Below are 16,450 nucleotides of genomic sequence, written 5' to 3' on the forward strand. Positions count from 1 at the left end.
CATTATCCCCCCGGCAGCGAGGCCGCTGCGGCCATCAGGAAGTGCTCGATGTCTTCGTCGGTGGTGGCCAGATTCAGCGAACCCAGGCTGTCGCCGATGAAGTACACGCCGTTGGCCTGCATGCGCAGGCCGAACTGCTCGACGACCGCCTTCTCGTCGCTGGATTGGTAGGAGTCGCGGTAGTTGCGAATGTGTCGCTGGTGGGAGTGCACCCGGAACAGGCTGCCCCGGCCCGTCACCTGCCACTCCAGGCCCGCACGGTCGAAGAGCTCCCGCAGGCCCGAGCGCACCGCTTCACCGATGTAGTCGAGCCGGGCGAACGCGTCGTGGTCGAGTCGAGTCATCGTCTCGTGGCCGGCAGCCATCGTGATGGGGTTGGCCGAAAACGTGCCGCCGGAGGGCACCTTGGCCCGGTCGCCGTCGATCCGCACAAAGGTCTCCATCGGACCTGTGCGCCCAGCGATCGCTCCCACCGGGAATCCCCCGCCGATGATCTTGCCCAGCGTGGTCAGGTCGGGGTCGATCTCTGCCAGCGTCTGCATGCCCCCGTGGCCCAGCCGGAACGTGATCACCTCGTCGAGCACCAGCAGGGCCCCCACCTTGCGGGTGGTCTCGCGCACGGCTGCGATGAACTCAGGTTCGAGGTCGGGCATCCCGACCCGGTTCGGCATCGGGTCGAGCAGCACCGCGGCAAGCTGATCCCCGGCCTGCTCGATGGCCACGCGGGCGCCCTCGGCGTCGTTGTAGGCGATGATGCCGACCTCGTGCGCGACTGAGGTGGGCGTGCCGAACGCGTAGGGCACCGTCCGGGGCGCAGCCACATCTCCCCAGTTGCTGGGATCTGCCCCAAGGCTGGCCTCGGCGTGGTCGTAGGTGCCGTGATAGGAGCCTTCCACCTTGATCACGTTGGGGCGGCCCGTGAACCCGCGTGCTGCCTTCAGCGCAGCCATCACGGCCTCGGTGCCGGAGTTGCAGAAACGGATCAGCTCGAAGCTCTCCACGCGCTCGCAGAGCAGTTCGGCCAGATCGATCTCGACATCGTTGGCAAGCGAGAAGGCCGAGCCCCGCGCCATCCGCACCGCAACGGCTGCTGAGATGCCCGGATCGGCATGGCCGATGATGATCGAGGCGAAGTTGTTGTTGCAGTCGAGGTAGCGGTTGCCGTCCACATCGGTGACCCACGCACCGGCGGCGTGGTCGACATAGATGGGATGGGGGCGCCGCAGCAGCATCGACCGCGACGAGCCGTCGGGAATCGAGCGCTGGGCCCGCTCATAGAGCGCCGCCGACTGCGGTGCGCTCCAGCCCTGCTCCCGCATCTGGCCTCCCCGATCAGGCCGGGATCGTCCCGGCATCGGCTCAGTCTCGCAAACCGCGGTTGCGCTTTCAGCGCTGCGGCACCCCCACGGCGAGAGCAATCGCGGCTGGTTGGACCCCAATCGGCGACTGCACAAGCTGTGGGTTGGGCAATGCTGCGAGACTGGGGGGATGAGCGAGTCCACGACCACACCTGGCCCCAACGGCAGCACCGGTGGGGCCGACCGCTCGCAGCGACGACCGGTGGCGCCGTGGCGCATCGGTGTGGACGTCGGGGGCACCTTTACCGACTTGGTGCTGGCCGACGACCACGGCGACACCTGGGTGGCGAAAGTGCCCTCGGTCCCAGCCGACCCGAGCCGCGGTGTGCATGCCGCGCTGGCACGCGTCGCTGTCGAAGCGGGGCTGCCGCTCGATGAGGTGCTGGCCGACTGCTCGCTGTTCGTGCACGGCTCCACGGTGGCCACCAACACGATGCTGGAGGGAACCGGCGCCACCGTCGGCCTGATCGGCACCGACGGATTCCGCGACACGCTCGAGATCCGCCGGGGGCTGCGCGAGGACCAGTGGAATCACCGCGCTCCCTACGCCCCCGTGCTGGTGCCTCGCTACCTGCGGACCACGGTGCCGGGCCGCATCGACGCCGACGGCACCGAGCACGCTCCGCTCGACCTGGGCGGCCTCAGCGAGATCCTCGACCAATTCGACAGCCACGGCGTGGAGGCCGTGGCAGTCGCCTTCATGAACTCCTTCGTCAACGACGCACACGAGCAAGCCGCAACCGAAGCGGTGCGCGAGCAGTGGGACGGCGACTGGGTGACCGCATCGGCAGCCGTGTCGCCGCTGATGGGCGAGTACGAGCGGACCTCCACGGCGGTCGTCAATGCGGCGCTCTCGCCGAAGATCGTGTCGTACCTGCAATCGCTGAACGACGATCTGGCGGCCGCCGGTTTGCGCCACTCGATCCTGCTGGTGCAGTCCAACGGCGGTGCTGCCTCGGTTGACCATCTGTCCGAGCGGCCGGTGAACCTGCTGCTGAGCGGACCCGCTGCTGCCGTGGGTGCACTGAACCTGTACCGCGAGGCGGTCGACACCGCACTGCACAGCTCCGCGACACGCACTGCGGCGCAGCCGGGCAATCTCGTCTCGATGGAGATCGGCGGCACGTCGTGCGACGTGCTGCTGATGTCGGGCGGCGAAGTGGACACCCGCGACGAGATCATGATCGCCGGCTACCACGTCTCCACCCCGGCCATCGACATCCACACGATCGGCGCAGGCGGCGGCACGATCGCCGGCGTCGACGAAGCCGGACTGCTGTATGTAGGACCCCAGGGCGCCGGTGCTGTCCCCGGTCCTGCCTGCTACGGCAACGGCGGCGAGCTCCCCACTGTCACCGACGCCCAGCTCGTGCTGGGCCGACTGCGTCCCGGCAAGTCGGCCGGCGGCACCTTGGACCTCGACATCGACGCCGCCCGCGAGGCGATCGAGGTCCACGTGGCCGAGCCGCTCGGGATGACCATCGAGGAGGCCGCCGCCGGGATCGTGGAAGTCGTCGAGCAGCATCTGCTCAGCGCCACCGAGCACATCTCGATCGAACGGGGCCATTCACCCCGGCGGTTCACGATGGTTGCCGCGGGAGGCGCCGGCCCGATGCACGGCGCCCCGGTTGCTGCGGGTCTCGGCTGCGAGCGTGTCTATGTGCCCCGGGACGCCGGTGCGCTGTGCGCCATCGGGATGCTCCACGCCGACGTGCGCCAGGACTTCACCCGCTTCCTGATGGGCTCGCTCGACGAGCTGGACACCGCGGAGATCGAGGCTGGGCTGGCCGAGCTGCAAGCGGACGCGCTCGACGTCATGGGCGCCGAGGGCTTTGATGCAGCCGCTGTGACGCTGGACTGCGAGCTGGAGCTTCACCACCCCGGCCAGCTGTGGTCGATCCGGGTCCCGGCATTTGTCGGCAGCGCCGCAACCGTCGACGTCGCTGCTGTGCGCTCAGCGTTCGAAGCCGAGTATCAGCGCCTGTACGGCCACGTGCAGACCGACGGCACGATCATGATCGCCTCGTTGCGCTTGATCGCCCGCGCATCGACGGGCGACGTCGTCCCCACGGCTGCGCCGCTCGCGGTCGCCGATCCTGAGCCGTTCGAGACAAGATCGGTGTGGCACGGCGCATCGGGCTGGTGCCCGACGCCGGTGTACGACGGCGAGACGCTGCGCTCGGGTCACCAGATCGTCGGGCCGGCACTCGTCGAGGAGCTGACCACCACGATCGTCGCTCGCCCCGGCGACCGCCTGTGGGTGGACGCCAGCGGCGACCTGTTCATCGATCTCGCACCCAGCGAGGCCGAGGCGACCGAAGGCGGGGCGACCGGTCGAGCCACGACGACGCGTGCGGGCGGCGAGCTCGACCCGGTCGTGCTGGCCGTGATGCAGAACCGGCTGGACCAGATCAGCCGCCACATGGGCTGGGTGATGACTCGCACCGCCCGCAGCACGATCTTCAGCCAGAGCCACGACTTCTCCTGCTTCGTGACGACTCCCGACGGGACGCTGGTGGCCAACGCCGACGGCATCCCGATCCACACCGGCGGCGGCGGATTCGCCGTGCGAGCGCTGCTGGCCAAGTACGGCGGCCGCATCGAGCCCGAGGACGTGTACCTGCTGTCGGACCCCTATGTGGCCGGCGGCAACCACCTGCCCGACTGGGTCATCGCCCGGCCGATCTTCGCCGAATCAGACGAATCAGACGAGTCTGTCGACGGCGCTGACGCACCCCCGCTCATCGGCTTCTGCTGCAACCGCGCGCACCAATCCGACATCGGCGGCGGCCTGGCCGGCACCTACAACCCCGAAGCCACCGAGATCTGGCAGGAGGGCATCCGCCTGCCGGTGCTCAAGCTGGTCGAAGCCGGCACGGTCCGGGAAGATCTCTGGGAGCTGCTGCTCATCAACTGCCGCACACCCGAGCTGCTCGACGGCGACCTGCTGGCCATGATCGGCTCGACCCGGATCGGTGCCGAACGGGTCATCGGGCTTGCAACCGAGCTGGGCATCGACGCCTACCAGGCCTATCTCGACGGCGTGCTCGAGCACGGCGAGCGCCGCATGCGCGCCGCCATTGCGGCCCTGCCCGACGGCACCTACTACGGCGAGGACCGCACCGACAATGACTGCTTCGGACCGGCAGACATCGCCGTGCGCGTCCGCATGACCATCACCGGCGACGAGATGGAGCTGGACTTCACCGGCACTGATCCGCAGATCGAGGGCTTCAAGAACAGCTCGGTCGCCAACACCTACTCGTCGGTGTTCCTGGCGCTGTCGTCGTTCTTCGACACGTCGATCCCTCGCAATGAGGGCACCTACCGGCCGGTCACGGTCATCGCCCCCGAGGGCAGCATCGTGAATGCCCGGCCGCCGGCACCGATGACCATGAACACGGTGTACGTGGCACACGAGATCGTGATCGCCACCTGGCAGGCGCTCGCCCAGGCGGACCCGGGCAGGGCATGTGCGGCGTGGTCCAAAACGATGCACGGGCATGTGGCCGGCCGCAATGACGACGGCACCACGTGGGTGATGTACCAGTGGCACGCCATGGGCACGCCAGGCGCCACCGCAGAGCGTGACGGCTTCGTGCAGATGGGGCACCTGATCAGCCTCGGCGGCCTCGACATGCCCAACCTGGAGTTCCACGAGCAGATGTATCCGGTGCGCTACGTGCGCCACGAGCAACGCCGCGACAACGCCGGGCCGGGTCGCCGCCGCGGCGGCACCGGGGTGCGGTACGAGGCCGACATCCTCCAACCCGCCATCTGGTCGTTCCGGGCGGAAGGCCTCGACACGCCCTCGGGACACGGTGTGCGCGGCGGCGGCACCGGCGGGGTCGGCTTGGAGTGGATCGCTCCCGTCGACACCGAGTCCGACGGGCCGACGTTCGTGCCGCCCAAGTACGGCGTGAAGCGGATGGGTCCCGCACGCATGATCGCCGACACGCCCGGCGGGGGCGGCTGGGGCGACGCGTTCGAGCGTGAGCCCAGCGCAGTGCTGCGGGACGTGATGGACGACGTTGTCAGCGTCGAGGGCGCCCGTCGCGACTACGGGGTTGTGATCGGCGACGATGGCCGATCCGTCGATGTCGAAGCGACCGCTCGACTGCGTGCAGACGGTCCGACCGCTTCAACGACCGCCTGACCCCCCAGAGAATCCTGATTCCCCGACAGGGAGACGTTCGCAATGACGCTCGTGCTCGTTCACGGCAACCCCGAGACAACCGCCATCTGGGATCCGATGCGCGCCGCCCTCGAGCGCCACGGCATCGGCCCTGCCGACGTTGTGGCGCTGTCGCCGCCGGGGTTCGGCGTACCGGCGCCCGAGGGCTTCGGCGCCAGCATGAACGAGTACAGGGACTGGCTCGCAGCCGAGCTGGAGCAACTGCTCGCGGCCGGCGCCGAGCACGTGGACCTGCTGGGGCATGACTGGGGAGGTGGCCATGTCATGCGCATCGCCATGGAACGCCCAGACCTGATCCGCTCGTGGTGCACCGACGTCATCGGCCTGTTCGATCCCGACTACGTCTGGCATGACGCGGCACAGCTCTGGCAGACACCCGAGGGAGATGCCTCCATCGAGCGCATGATCAGCCGTCCTGACGACGAGCGAGTCGCCTTCTATGCAGGTCTCGGCATGGGACCCGAGGTGGCCGAAGCCGTGGTGCCCCACATCAACGCCGACATGGGCCGGTGCATCCTGGCGCTCTACCGCGATGCTGCCCAGCCCGCCATGGCCGACCTGGGCTTCAACATCGCTGCGGCCGGCCGACGGCCCGGCCTGTGCATCCTGGCGGCAGGCGATCACTTCACCGGCGGCGGTGTCATGCATCGCCGTATCGCCACCCGCGCGGGCGCCAGGGTCACCGAGCTGCTGGACGTGGGCCACTGGTGGATGTGCGAGAACCCGGGCCTCGCGGCGCACACCGTGGCGAGCTGGCTGGCATCGCTCGACAGGGCCGCCACCGCTCGGGCCGACGGCTGAACAGCCTGCCCTACTGCCCATCCTGCAGCGCTCAGCGCCGGCTGGGCGTTGGGCTACTGTCGCGGCTGACGCCCGGTCGTGCGCGGCCGGGCACGCCGTTCTGAACGCAATCCGGCGCCCCGCAGGGGTGCCAGCCACAAGGGGGCAAGCGATGGCCGCATCGGGTTCGATCCTGGGAAATCCTGTTCAGCGCAAGGAAGATCCTGGACTGCTGACCGGGGCGAATCACTACGTCGACGACCTTGACGTCGACGCGGCGCGAGTCGCCTTCGTGCGCTCGCCGGAGGCTCACGCCGAGATCGTCTCGATCGACACCTCCGAGGCGGCGTCCATGCCGGGCGTCGTGGCGGTGTACACGTCGGAGAATCTGCCGATGGATGCGTTCCAGGGCTTCCCGATGATGCCGCCGGACTTCAACCGCCCGCCGTTGGCGGCGGGCCGGGTGCGCTTCGTCGGCGACATGGTGGCGGCAGTGGTCGCAGAGACCCAAGCGCAGGCGAATGACGCAGCCGAGGCTGTTTACGTCGACTACAGCCCCCTGCCGGTCGTCTCAGACTTCGAGCGGGCGGCCGATCCCGACTCGCCCGTCGTATGGGACGGGCAGGCATCCAACGTGTGCTTCCCGTTCGCTATCCCGGGCCCGGATGAGGAGACCGGCGAGCGGCCGGGAGTGGATGCCCTCGCCGGCGCTGATCAGGTCGTGTCGGAGCGCATCGTCACCCAGCGCTTGGCAGGCGCTCCGATGGAGCCCAACGGGTGCGTGGCCGTGCCGGGTGGCGACGGCAGCATGACCCTGCACCTGTCGGTGCAGAACGCCCACTCCCAGCATGAGGCGCTCGCACCCGCGCTCGGCCTCGAACCGGATCAGCTGCGGGTGACCGCGCCGTGGGTTGGCGGCGGCTTCGGCCCGAAGGCCGCGGTGTACCCCGAGTACATCGTCGTCGGCAAAGCAGCCCAAGCATTGGGCCGCCCGACCCGGTGGACCGAGAACCGCACCGAAAACATGCTGTCGATGGTGCAGGGCCGCGCCATGGTGATGAACGTGGAGATGGGCGTACGCAACGACGGCAGCATCGTTGGCCTGAAGGCGCACGTGATTGCGGACGCCGGCGCTTACCCGATCATCGGTGCAATCCTGCCGATGCTCACAGGAATGCTCAGCCAGGCCGTGTACGACATTCCCGTCATCGACTTCGTCTCGCAGACGGTCATCACCAACACCACGCCGATCGGTGCGTACCGCGGCGCCGGGCGTCCAGAGGCGACCCAGATGGTGGAGCGCATCCTGGACAAGGCCGCTGCCGCGATCGGCATGGACCCGGCCGAGATCCGACGCAAGAACTACCTGCAGCCCGATGCCTTCCCGACCGCCTTGCAGACGGGCGTCAGCTACGACTCCGGCGAGTACGAGCAGGCCCTCGACGCCGTGCTCGAAGCCTCCGGTTATGCCGATCTGCGAGCCGAGCAGCAGGCCCGGCGCGACGCCGGCGACTCGAAGCTGCTGGGCATCGGCGTGTCGTCGTACGTGGAGATCACCGCTCCGGTGGGCCTGCACGTGGAGTACGGCAGCACCGAAGTGCACGAAGACGGCACAGCCACGATCCGGGTGGGCACCTCCAGCCACGGTCAGGGCCACGACACGGCATTCAGCCAGATCGTCGAGGGAGTGCTGGGCATTCCCATGGATCAGGTCACCCACCTCGATGCCGACACCGCCGAGGTGCCCTCGGGTGCGGGCACGCTGGGCTCGCGCTCGCTGCAGACGGCTGGTTCGGCCGTGTACCTGTCGAGCCAAGCCGTGCTGGAAAAGGGCAAGCAGCTCGCCGCTCACCTGCTCGAGGCGTCTGCCGACGACATCGTGGTAGCCGAAGGCGGCCTAGCAGTTGCCGGCGTGCCGACCAGCTCGGTGAGCTGGGCCGACATCGCCAAGCTGGCCAACGACGACAGTGCCCGCCCGTCAGGTCTCGAGGCAGGCCTGATGGCCGAGGAGAACTTCGACGGCACCGATTCCACGTTCCCGTTCGGTTCCCATGTGGCCGTCGTCGAGGTCGACCGCGACACCGGCGAGGTCGAGTTGGTGCGCCACGTGGCGGTTGACGACTGCGGCACCATCATGAATCCGCTCATCGTGAACGGCCAGCAGCACGGCGGCATTGCCCAAGGCATCGCGCAGGCGCTGTACGAACACGTCGAGTACGACGGCGACGGCCAGCCCCGCAACCCGAGTCTCGGCGACTACCTGGTGCCTTCGGCCGCCGAGCTGCCGAGCTTCGAGGTGTCCAACACCGAGACCGCCAGCCCCCGCAACCCGCTGGGCGCCAAGGGCATCGGCGAGTCGGGCACGATTGGCTCCACGCCGGCGGTGCACAACGCAGTGTGCGATGCGGTGGCCCACCTGGGTATCGACCACATCGACATGCCCTGCAGCCCCCAGAACGTCTGGCGAGCACTGCAGAGCGCCTGAACCCGCACCACAAGCCGACGGCATTACAGCGGCCGTTGCGAGTTCATTCTGCCAACACGGGTTGGCCTGAACCAGCCCGTTAGGTTGCCGTGATGCTCTCGTGGAACGAGATCAGGGTGCGCGCTGCCCAATTCGCTACGGACTGGGCGGATGCTTCCTATGAAAAGGGCGAAACTCAGAGCTTCTACGACGCTTTCTTCGACGTGTTCGGCAAGCGACGGCGCGACGTGGCGCGCTACGAAGAGCATGTCAAGAAGCTGGACAATCGGAGCGGTTTCATCGATCTGTTCTGGCCGGGTGTGCTGCTAGTGGAACAAAAGAGCGCCGGGCGAAGCCTGCTGGCCGCCGCGGAGCAGGCGGGTGCCTACTTCGATGCCATCGCAGAGCGCGAGCGACCCCGTTATCAACTGTTGTGCGACTTCAGGACATTCGAGTTGCTCGACCGCGACACGCGTGAGGAAATCCGGTTTCCGCTCGCCGATCTGCCGGATCAAGTCGAGAACTTCGCGTTCATCGTCGGTCAACGGCGTCGGGCACTTCGCGAGGAAGACCCGGTCAACATCGAGGCCTCAGAGCTCATGGGCCGTCTGCACGACGCGCTCGACGAGTCCGGCTACCGCGGCGACGACCTTGAGCGGTTCTTGGTGCGGATGGTGTTCTGCATGTTTGCCGACGACTCGGGCATCTTTCCGCGTCAGGACATGTTTCTCGACTTCCTGGAAGACCGCACCTCAGTCGACGGCACCGATTTGGGGCCGCGGCTGTCGCATTTGTTCGAGGTGCTCGATACACCAACGGAGGAGCGGCAGGCCAAGCTGGACGAGGACTTGGCGCGCTTCCCATATGTAAACGGCGATCTGTTCGCTGAGCGGCTGTCGACTGCCGACTTCGACGGGGAGATGCGCGCTGCGCTGCTGGACGCGTGCCGGTTCAACTGGTCCAAGACCTCGCCCGCAATCTTCGGTGCGCTGTTCCAGTCTGTGATGGAGCCGATCGAGCGCCGATCCCAAGGTGCCCACTACACCACCGAGCAGAACATCCTTCGGGTCATCGAGCCGCTGTTCCTCGACGACCTGCGCGCCGAATATGACGCACTGTGTGCCAAGCACAGCGGCGATGTCGTGGCCGAGCTGTACCGCCTCCGGGACCGCCTCGGAGAGCTGCGCTTCTTCGATCCCGCATGCGGCTGTGGCAACTTCTTGATCATCGCCTACAGGGAGCTGCGCTTGTTGGAGATCGACGTCCTCGACGAGATCGCAGCACGCACCCGGTCGTCGGCTCAACAGGTGATGCCGTTCGAGGTGAAGTCGGTCATCGACGTCGACCAGTTCTATGGCATCGAGATCAGCGAGTTTCCAGCTCGTATCGCGGCCACATCGCTGTGGATGATGGACCACCTCATGAACCGCGAGCTCGCCCACACGTTCGGCGAGCCCTACGTGCGCATCCCGCTCGAGAAGTCGCCCCACATCGAAGTCGGCGACGCGCTGGAACTCGACTGGGCAGACTTCCTGCCGCCCTCCGAGTGCTCCTACGTGTTTGGCAATCCGCCCTTCATCGGTGCCAAGTTCCAAAGCACCGAGCAGCGTGCGCAGGTGCGGCGCATCGCCCAGCTCGGCGGCAGCGGCGGAACGCTCGACTACGTCACAGCGTGGTTCATCCGCGCCGCCAAGTACATCCGCCAAACCGATACCGCAGCCGGCCTCGGACAACGCCCGCCGCGAATCGGGTTCGTCGCAACCAACTCGATCACCCAAGGCGAACAGGTCGCACAGTTCTGGCCTCTCATTTTTGAGCGACACAACCTCGACATCTCATATGCACATCGAACTTTCGCATGGGGCTCCGATGCTCGCGGCAAGGCACATGTTCACGTCATCATCCTCGGTCTCGACCCTGCCGAGCACGCTCCAGCACATCGGCCGCTCTATGCATATCCCGACATCAATGGCGAACCGCTCGTGGGCACCTGCAAGATCATCACGCCCTACCTGCTCGACGGCACCAGGCACAAGAACCCCCGTTTGACCGTCAAAGAAGAAGGCCGGCCAATCAACGGATTGCGACGGTTACTGACCGGCTCAAAGCCGATCGATGGCGGTCACTACATATTCAACCGAGAGCAGCGCGAGTCACTGCTCGAACGAGAACCGGCTGCGGCGTCATTCGTCGTTCCCTTCATCGGCGCCCGCGAGTACCTGCAAGGCGGGGAACGCTGGATTCTCAAACTGCAGAACTCTTCACCGAGAGACCTCGCACGCCTGCCCGCTATCCGAGAACGCATCGCCGCCGTACGCGAGTACCGGCAGAATAGCAAGAGCAAGCCGACCCAGCAGCTGGCAGACACACCCACTAGCTGGCATGTGACCGTGATTCCGCAGGAACCATTCTTGGTGCTACCAGAGGTGAGCTCGGCTTCCAGGGAGTACCTTCCGATCGGCTGGCTCGAGCCGCCTTCGGTGCCAAGCAACAAACTGAGGATCTTGCTCAACGCCTCTCTCGCCGAGTTCGGCCTGTTGAACTCGGCGATGCACATGGCCTGGATGCGAACTGTCACCGGGCGCATGAAGAGCGATCCCCAATACTCGGTAGGTGTCGTCTACAACACCTTTCCGGTGCCCCAAGGCCTCACGGTCGGCAACGCGCCAACACCACTCGATGCTCCAGCGCAAGCAGTACTCGACGCGCGCGCGGCACACCCGGAATCCACACTGGCGGAGCTTTACGCTCCGGACCTCATGCCGATCGAGCTTCGCAAAGCACACCGTGACCTCGACCGAGCTGTCGACCGCCTCTACCGCGGCAGACCCGCGTTCAAGTCAGAATCCGAACGCCTCCAGCACCTCTTCGGCCTATACGAACAAATGAAGGCGCCACTAAGTTCATACCGGGACGGCAGATGACACATTTTCGATCGCTTACAATCGAAAACTGGCGTCAGTTCGGTTCCGTACAGATTGGCTTTCATCCTCGGGTAACCGTCATTACTGGTGCCAATGGCGCAGGAAAGACCACACTGCTAAGTGTATTGAGCCAACATTTTGGATGGGCCCCCGCATTTGTTGGCACGCTCCGCATAGATGCCAAGGGTGCGAGACGGTATTTCTCAGGGCTATTCAGACAAGCTACTAGCGGCAATGTTGAAGTCGGACGCCTCGCATATGGTGATGGGTCCATTGCAACCTTGCAAGTACCCGCAGAAGGCGCCTCCTTTCAGGTTGCAATACAAGGTCGGCAAACAGTGCCAGGCATATATATCACATCTCACCGACCCGTCTATAGCTATCAGCAGGTCGGTCAGATCCCCACACAAATTCAGGCCAGCAACCAGCTATTTGACCAATATTTGAGCAACCTTCGACAATATTATCAACCGAATGCTCGCATAGAATCTCCTAGCTACCGACTAAAAGCGGCCCTAATCTCATTAGCCGTATTTGGTTATGGCAACCAGGCAGTCGCTCCCGACGAAGAGGCGCGGAGTACCTTCGAGGGGTTCTCCGAAGTCCTCCGAAACGTGCTTCCGCCTGACCTTGGTTTTCGGCGGATTGTGATACGTATGCCAGAGGTCATCTTGGAGACACGCACAGGCGATTTCTCCATTGACGCAGCGTCAGGAGGCGTGGCGGCACTAGTCGACGTAGCTTGGCAGATATATATGAGGTCGCGATCAGATGACAGTTTTGTCGTGATCATGGACGAACCCGAGAATCACCTGCACCCCCGACTTCAGCGCGCGGTACTGCCAGGTCTCCTGAGCGCGTTCCCGCAAGCGCAGTTCATCATTGCTACGCACAATCCCTTTGTGGTAACGTCGGTTCGAGATTCAAATGTAGTTGTTCTCGACTTCACCGATGAACGTGTTCAGTCTACGAGTCTGGAAGATATCGATCGATCTGCATCTGCCAATGAAGTCCTCACAGATGTCTTGGGTGTGCCATTCCCTGTGCCACTTTGGGTTGAGGACGAGGTAGAGAGGATTGCGAACTCAGTACGAGATCAAGAACTGACTACAAATCTTCTGACTGAGCTACGCACCCAACTTCGAGAGATTGGTTTGGGTGACTTATTCCCCGACGTCGTGGACAGGTTGTTGCCGAGTAGCGACAACTCTGGGGCTTAGCGAAGTGATTTGTTTAGCTAAAGGGCAGGAACCGGCTGTTCTGGCTCAGAATGTGGCCTCTTGGACAGCCGAATACTTGCGCTGGCACTTCAATCGCAATGGTACCGCGCCGCGACACTATGCTCACCCGGATATACGTAGTGCACTCCGGGTTGAGACTCATGCCAAGTGCGCCTATTGCGAGGGGCGCATTAATGATGTCGCTTACGACAACATCGAACATAAACTCCCGAAGAGCACTTACCCCGACCTGGTTTGCACCTGGGACAATCTGACCATTGCCTGTCCAAGATGCAACACCAACAAGGGTGACTATGATTCGGTCAATTGCCCGCTGCTCGACCCGTACACGGATGAAGTTGAGGATGACTTGGCCTTTGGTGGCCCATTGGCGCTTCCTCGTGGGGGACCACGCTCGCGTGCCACCGTAGCTCGCCTAGGCCTGAACCGAATGGAGCTTCTCTATGGTCGTGCTCAGGTATTGGAGAAGCTCGATCTTCTGCTCGACCTTGTCGAGCGCGCAGAAGGCCAACCTGCAGTAGCCGAGTCACTGTGGCTCGACATCGACACGCTCACGGCCGCTAGTAGCGAATTCGCGTCAGCGTGTCGACACTTCCTTGCGTCTGAAATCACCAAACGTGGCCTTGCTAGACCCTGAGCTCGCGGAGTCCGGAAGGCCTCGGCGCCAGTAGGAGCTTCCATACGCCCGCGGAGCGGCGCTAGCGGCGTTCAAGGAAGTCGAGATCGCCGGTCGGCGGCTGCTCGTCGACCCTGACGGAACCTGCCTCTACGACCCAGAGACCGGCCAAGTCGCGTTCTCCGCTGGGTCAGGTCATCAACTCGCGGTCAGTGAGGAACTCCCGCAGCCACTCGACGAGACGCGTGTGGGCGCTCTGAACCTCTTGGCGCACGTTGAGCGGGGTGAGATCGTCATAGATGGACAGGTCGTCAATTTCGTCGAACACATCGCCAATTGTTTGGCCCGCCGCGGTGAGTCTGAGGGCCGCACCGACGAGGATGGCTCTTGAGGCTACGTTCTCACCGACCAATTTGAGTTGGTCATTGTTGAGGGCGGCAAGGTCCAGTTCGGTTGCGGATTGGTTGTTGGCCCGCAGGGCGTCGAATACGTGCTCAAGTTGTTCGTCGTGGTGGTGGAGATGGTCGCCCTGCGCGCTGAGGTCGTGTCTGATGTTGCTGATTGCTTGGCGCATTTCTTGCACGAAGCCACGCGGTACCCATCCCTGCTCGTCATCTGCCATGCGTCCCTCTCCCGTGTGTTGACGGCGCGCGGAGACTAGCCGCGGCGCTTCGGATCGTTCGCAGTTCGGCGCGTGTCCTGCATCTCAGGCACCAGCAGCAACCGTGGTGCGGCGGCCCGACAGCCCGCAACAGTCGCCGCCACAGCGTCATGGGGAGCGGCTCGGGCGGGATGCCGTGCTGTTCTTTGTAGCGCTTGACGCCTTGAGCTTCCCTGCGGGATAGAAGGGCATCATCCAAATTGATTTTGAAGAAAAGTGCTGTAGCCGCGCCGATCCCTTGGAGAATGGCACCGTTGTTGAACGCCCAGATCATGAGTACGACTAGGAGCACGTTGAGGGCGGCAACCATTGGCCGGATTACGAGGCTGAGCATGAGTCTGCCCCGTGGCGAGAAGTCAGAGGCTTTCGGGCCGCCCGGTGTATGCACGCGTCGGCGGTAGGCGGCGATCCACTCGGCTAGGAACTCGGACAGCCTGCTGTTGTGCAAGGCACGGCACGCTACCCGTGAGGTTCGGTCGTGACGGTGCTGAAGGGCTGCTTTAGACCGTGCTCCCCTGCTAAGGGAGAGGCTGCGGGTTCAAGTCCCACCTACACATGCAGATCGGTCCCAGCGATGCTGGGATCCTCTACGAGCATGCTCTCAAGGCATTGCTCGCGGTCAAGCGGGGGCATCTGGAGTTTCTGTGGCCGAGATTCGCCCAAACGCCAGGTTGCGAGCTCAACGGCCACACGCCCTCCGTTCGTGATGTACGCGAGTCTGCTCGCACTTCGACGAGCAGCGCAGCGCGTGTGGTCGAACCACGGCTTGCCATTGTCGCGCCGAATGACGGGGCACACCATGTGCACCGAGTTGAACGTGGTGACAAAGCGCAGGGCCATCACACGTCGTGGTCGGAAGCGTTGTTTGCATCGACGGTGCTCAGGGGCCGAGTGCTGTGATGGGGAGGACTGTGGTGCCGTCGGGGCGGTCGTAGCCGTAGCCGGTGGCGGTGATGATGAGCAGCTTGGACGGCTCACCGACGCGTTCGGTGTCGACCTTGTTCTTGAGGCGGAGCAGGGACCGGGCGGCCTCTTCTATCCGCGCTTGGCCGCCGAGCTTGACTTCGACGGCTATCCATCGTCTGTCACGGGTCTCGATGATGGCGTCGGCCTCAAGCTCGTCGCTGTCGCGGTAGTGGTGGACGACGGCATCGCTGCTCTGGCCGTAGATGCGCAGATCACGCACCACCAGCGATTCGAACAGGAACCCGAAAGCTGTCAGCTCGGTGAACAGTCGGTCAGGAGTGGCACCAAGTGCTGCCGCCGCCAGAGAGGGATCGACAAAGTGCCGCTTGGGTGATTTCCTCAACGTCGCTTTCGATCGCAGGTGAACGGACCAGTGAGGCACTTGCTCTACCACGAAGAGGCGCTCCAACGCCCTCACGTACTCAGAGGCGGTTTCGCGGTCTACGCCCGTGTCGCCATCGATGTCTCTCGCCAGAGTTGCGAATGCCGCGGTGGTGGCCACGTTGCGCCCCAAGGACTCCAGCAACCGTCGCACCCTGATGGGGTCACGGGCCACTCCGTCAACTGCGGTGATGTCGGTTCGGCAGATCTCGTCGAGGTAGTCGTTCAGAAACCGCTGGCTGGTTCGCACGGATTCACCCAGCAGTCGAGGCCATCCGCCTCGGCAGACAGCATCGACGATGTCCCCGAAAGACACGTCGGGCCGAGCTACCGCAACCGGCTCCCCGGCAAGCAGGCTCCTAAGCGAAACCTCGCCAGCGGACTGCCCGGTCTCCAGCAGTGACATGGGGCGAAGCCGTACTCGCGAGACTCGACCCGCACCTGAGTGCCTCGTCGCATCATCGGGAGGGCTCGCTGAGCCGGTGAGGATGAATCTTCCGTTGCCGCGCCCCTCGTCGCTGGCGTGGCGCACCTGGTTCCAGACCTCGGGTGCGAGCTGCCACTCGTCGAGCAGACGAGGCTCCTCGCCTTGGAGGATCCGCCCCGGCGCGACCGACACCGAGGTTCGGGCATCTATGTCTTGGTCGAACAACACTTCGCTGCGGGCAAAGTGACGAGCAAGCCATGTCTTGCCGCAGCCTTTGGGTCCTTCGATCACCACCGTCGGCATGTACGACAGTGCTTCGCCGACCGCGCTCTCGGTGATGCGTGGCCGGTAACCAGCGGGTGTGAGAAAGCCAGACATTTCACAAGGAAATATACTGTAAAATCACGTTATTAGTATGACTCCGCAGATTGTGGAAG

General features: G+C 64.6%; 9 protein-coding genes. 6 read left to right on the plus strand and 3 right to left on the minus strand.

The annotated features are described in order from the left end of the window. Nucleotides 1–2: 2 nt before the first annotated feature. A complete protein-coding gene (locus ACOQPE_RS15830; RefSeq protein WP_420609828.1) occupies nt 3–1,355 on the minus strand; it encodes an aspartate aminotransferase family protein in 1,353 nt (450 codons plus the stop codon). A 133-nt stretch (nt 1,356–1,488) separates the two neighbouring features. On the opposite strand from ACOQPE_RS15830, the gene ACOQPE_RS15835 reads away from it, so the two are divergent. The 6 genes from ACOQPE_RS15835 (at nt 1,489) to ACOQPE_RS15860 (ending at nt 13,599) form a co-directional block, all read left to right on the plus strand. Next, nucleotides 1,489–5,514 carry a hydantoinase B/oxoprolinase family protein gene (locus ACOQPE_RS15835; RefSeq protein ID WP_420609829.1) on the plus strand — a complete coding sequence of 1,342 codons (4,026 nt, stop codon included), beginning with the start codon at nt 1,489–1,491 and terminating at the stop codon, nt 5,512–5,514. A gap of 42 nt (nt 5,515–5,556) precedes the next feature. Then, on the plus strand, nt 5,557–6,354 hold the full coding sequence (locus tag ACOQPE_RS15840) for an alpha/beta fold hydrolase (RefSeq protein WP_420609830.1): 798 nt from the start codon (nt 5,557–5,559) through the stop codon (nt 6,352–6,354). 151 nt (nt 6,355–6,505) lie between these two features. Beyond that, complete coding sequence (locus ACOQPE_RS15845; protein ID WP_420609831.1) at nt 6,506–8,818, plus strand: xanthine dehydrogenase family protein molybdopterin-binding subunit; 2,313 nt, start codon at nt 6,506–6,508, stop codon at nt 8,816–8,818. 92 nt (nt 8,819–8,910) lie between these two features. Then, complete coding sequence (locus tag ACOQPE_RS15850) at nt 8,911–11,721, plus strand: class I SAM-dependent DNA methyltransferase (protein WP_420609832.1); 2,811 nt, start codon at nt 8,911–8,913, stop codon at nt 11,719–11,721. Continuing rightward, nucleotides 11,718–12,941, plus strand: coding sequence for an AAA family ATPase (locus ACOQPE_RS15855; RefSeq protein ID WP_420609833.1), 1,224 nt, complete (start codon nt 11,718–11,720; stop codon nt 12,939–12,941). Before ACOQPE_RS15850 ends, ACOQPE_RS15855 begins: the two co-directional genes overlap by 4 nt. Then, nucleotides 12,880–13,599, plus strand: a complete 720-nt coding sequence (locus ACOQPE_RS15860; protein WP_420609834.1) for an HNH endonuclease — start codon at nt 12,880–12,882, stop codon at nt 13,597–13,599. Before ACOQPE_RS15855 ends, ACOQPE_RS15860 begins: the two co-directional genes overlap by 62 nt. A 169-nt stretch (nt 13,600–13,768) precedes the next feature. On the opposite strand, the gene ACOQPE_RS15865 is transcribed toward ACOQPE_RS15860, so the two are convergent. Then, nucleotides 13,769–14,200 (minus strand): hypothetical protein, encoded by a 432-nt coding sequence (locus ACOQPE_RS15865; RefSeq protein ID WP_420609835.1) that lies wholly within the window; start codon nt 14,198–14,200, stop codon nt 13,769–13,771. A gap of 919 nt (nt 14,201–15,119) precedes the next feature. Then, on the minus strand, nt 15,120–16,391 hold the full coding sequence (locus ACOQPE_RS15870) for an ATP-binding protein (protein ID WP_420609836.1): 1,272 nt from the start codon (nt 16,389–16,391) through the stop codon (nt 15,120–15,122). Nucleotides 16,392–16,450: the final 59 nt, after the last annotated feature.

Source organism: Candidatus Poriferisodalis sp. (assembly GCF_965219595.1).
Lineage (GTDB): Bacteria > Actinomycetota > Acidimicrobiia > Acidimicrobiales > Poriferisodalaceae > Poriferisodalis.

What these genes read in the sequence shown, in the direction of transcription:
- ACOQPE_RS15865 (WP_420609835.1), bottom strand. Translation starts at nt 14,200, where the DNA reads ATGGCAGATGACGAGCAGGGATGGGTACCGCGTGGCTTCGTGCAAGAA.
- ACOQPE_RS15845 (WP_420609831.1), top strand. Translation starts at nt 6,506, where the DNA reads ATGGCCGCATCGGGTTCGATCCTGGGAAATCCTGTTCAGCGCAAGGAA.
- ACOQPE_RS15850 (WP_420609832.1), top strand. Translation starts at nt 8,911, where the DNA reads ATGCTCTCGTGGAACGAGATCAGGGTGCGCGCTGCCCAATTCGCTACG.
- ACOQPE_RS15835 (WP_420609829.1), top strand. Translation starts at nt 1,489, where the DNA reads ATGAGCGAGTCCACGACCACACCTGGCCCCAACGGCAGCACCGGTGGG.
- ACOQPE_RS15830 (WP_420609828.1), bottom strand. Translation starts at nt 1,355, where the DNA reads ATGCCGGGACGATCCCGGCCTGATCGGGGAGGCCAGATGCGGGAGCAG.
- ACOQPE_RS15840 (WP_420609830.1), top strand. Translation starts at nt 5,557, where the DNA reads ATGACGCTCGTGCTCGTTCACGGCAACCCCGAGACAACCGCCATCTGG.
- ACOQPE_RS15870 (WP_420609836.1), bottom strand. Translation starts at nt 16,391, where the DNA reads ATGTCTGGCTTTCTCACACCCGCTGGTTACCGGCCACGCATCACCGAG.
- ACOQPE_RS15855 (WP_420609833.1), top strand. Translation starts at nt 11,718, where the DNA reads ATGACACATTTTCGATCGCTTACAATCGAAAACTGGCGTCAGTTCGGT.